The sequence below is a fragment of the Planktosalinus sp. genome, assembly GCF_059864935.1.
On record NZ_JCBCCK010000452.1, the window covers coordinates 1 to 2683 of the forward strand.

The 2683-nt window shown below is 41.7% G+C and carries 3 protein-coding genes; all 3 read left to right on the top strand.

Features of this window, described 5'->3' with window-relative positions:
* Nucleotides 1-327 (top strand): glutamate ligase domain-containing protein (locus AC6F75_RS13380; protein ID WP_500715592.1); only part of this gene is annotated, 327 nt, incomplete at its 5' end.
* 119 nt (nucleotides 328-446) lie between these two features.
* Nucleotides 447-1637: an FtsW/RodA/SpoVE family cell cycle protein gene (locus tag AC6F75_RS13385; RefSeq protein ID WP_500715593.1), complete on the top strand. Its 1191-nt coding sequence runs from the start codon at nucleotides 447-449 to the stop codon at nucleotides 1635-1637.
* A gap of 62 nt (nucleotides 1638-1699) precedes the next feature.
* Nucleotides 1700-2683 (top strand): undecaprenyldiphospho-muramoylpentapeptide beta-N-acetylglucosaminyltransferase (gene murG, locus AC6F75_RS13390; RefSeq protein ID WP_500715594.1); only part of this gene is annotated, 984 nt, incomplete at its 3' end.

Genomic DNA, 2683 nt, shown 5'->3' on the forward strand with positions numbered 1-2683 from the left:
TTGGATAGTATGAATAGTCCAACTGTATGGATAGTGGGCGGAGTTGACAAAGGAAACAACTATGAAGAACTGTTGCCGCTGGTGAATGAAAAAGTAAAAGCCATTGTTTGCCTGGGCTTAGACAATGAAAAAATCATTCAAGCCTTTGGCAATATAGTTCCTTTAATGACCGAAACCGAATCTATGAGAGATGCTGTTGAAGTTGCTTCAAGAATTGCAGAAAAAGGGGATACCGTTTTGCTTTCACCGGCTTGTGCCAGTTTTGATTTGTTTGAAAACTATGAAGACCGGGGTCGTCAGTTTAAAGATGCTGTGAGAAATTTGTAATTAAATGACAGTTTTTTTGGAGTAAAGAATAAAGAATAAAGAAAATAGAAAAGAGAAAAGAGAAAAACTTTAGCAGTGACTCTAAAGATAAACCTGAAACTAGAAACTAGAAACCCGAAATGTTAAAGTATTTGCGAGATATCAAAGGTGATAAAACAATCTGGGCCATAGCCGGACTGTTGGCAATACTTTCATTTTTACCTGTTTACAGTTCCAGCAGCAATTTGGCTTATTTGTATGGAAACGGCAACACAGCATCATTTTTGCTCAAGCATGGAATGCATATCGTTTTGGGCTTTGGAATACTGATATTCATTCATAAAATTCCTTACAATTACTTTAAAGCGCTATCGATGATTATGATTCCCATAGTGGTTGTTTTGTTGGTGTTTACATTGATGCAAGGCACCACTATACAGGGTGCCAATGCAAGCCGGTGGATTCACATACCGCTGGTGGGAATAACCTTTCAGACCTCGGCGTTTGCGATGGTTGTTTTATTGGTTTATGTAGCGACTTACCTGACAAAAATTAAAGACAAGGCCATTGGCTTTAAGGAGAGTATTTTGCCCCTTTGGGTTCCGGTATTTTTGGTGATTGGCCTGATCCTTCCGGCAAACTTTTCAACAGCAGCGATACTTTTTGCTATGGTTGTTTTGCTGGTTTTTTTAGGGGGTTATCCCTTTAGGTACATTGCAACCATTCTTGGAGCCGGTGTGGTGATGTTGGCCTTGTTTGTTTTAACAGCAAAAGCTTTTCCGGGGGTTTTCCCCAATCGGGTGGACACCTGGATCAGCCGGGTTGAAAATTTTACCGATAAGACAAATGTTGAAGAAGGCTATCAGATTGAAAAGGCAAAAATAGCCATTGCATCGGGTGGTATTGCCGGCCTTGGGCCCGGAAAGAGCGTGCAGAAAAACTTCCTGCCACAATCTTCATCCGACTTCATTTTTGCGGTAATCATTGAAGAATTCGGATTGATAGGTGCATTGTTGCTGATGTTCCTGTATGTGTTGTTGTTGATTAGGATTTTAATTATTGTCGGAAAATCGGATACACGTTTTGGCAAGCTCGTGGTCATTGCAGTGGGTATTCCCATCATTTTTCAGGCAATTATCAATATGGCGGTGGCAGTGGAATTGTTTCCGGTAACGGGACAAACACTTCCGCTCATAAGCAGTGGCGGTACATCCATTTGGATGACCTGTCTGGCACTGGGAATCATTTTGAGCGTAAGCGCAAAACGTCCCGAGCCCATAAAAGAAACTAACGAAGAAAACCCTTTGGATATATTAAGCCAAACGGTATAAGTGAGAAAACAACTTTTTTAAAAGCAATAGATAACTTAAAGGAGTAGGTTAGAGATGCTAATATGAGTGGTAAAGAAAAAAATACAGAAGCTGTTTCACCTCCTCCCCTTTGGGGAGGTAGGGAGGGGCTTCGGTTCATCTTATCAGGCGGTGGAACCGGAGGACATATCTATCCGGCAATTGCCATTGCCAATGAACTAAAGGCGAGGTTTCCCCAAGCCCGCTTTTTGTTCGTTGGTGCACAAAACCGTATGGAAATGCAAAAAGTGCCCAAAGCCGGATATGAAATTAAAGGTCTCTGGATTTCAGGACTGCAACGCAGCTTGTCACCCAAAAACCTCTCTTTTCCCTTAAAGTTAATCAACAGCTTAACACGTTCTAAAAAAATCATCAATGAATTTCAGCCTGATGTAGTCATTGGAACCGGTGGCTATGCCAGCGCACCCCTTTTAAGGGTCGCTTCAGGAAAAGGAATCCCGTGTTTGATTCAGGAACAAAACTCTTATGCCGGGATAGCCAATAAGTGGCTTGCCGGACGGGCAAAAACCATTTGTGTGGCTTATGAAGGTATGGAACGCTATTTTCCAAAAGAAAAAATTGTCCTTACCGGAAACCCCGTGAGAGAAGATATCATCAGTCTTGAAGAAAAGAAGGATGCAGCAGTAAAACATTTTGACCTGGATAAAAACAAGAAAACACTTCTGGTGCTTGGAGGAAGTCTGGGCGCAAGAAGAATCAATCAATTGATTGAAAATTCGCTGCAATTTTTTAATGAGTGCAATGTGCAGGTTATTTGGCAGTGTGGTGCTTTTTATTATGAAATGTACAAAAGGCACAATGAAGAAAAGGATATACAAGTACACGATTTTATTTATCAAATGGACCTGGCCTATGCAGCAGCAGATGTTGTAATTTCAAGGGCAGGGGCATTATCGGTTTCAGAGCTGTGTGTGGTGGGCAAACCGGTCATTTTTATACCCTCGCCCAATGTGGCCGAAGACCACCAACGAAAAAATGCCGAAGCAGTAGTCAAGGAAAATGCCGCC

What these genes read in the sequence shown, in the direction of transcription:
- AC6F75_RS13385 (WP_500715593.1), top strand. Translation starts at nt 447, where the DNA reads ATGTTAAAGTATTTGCGAGATATCAAAGGTGATAAAACAATCTGGGCC.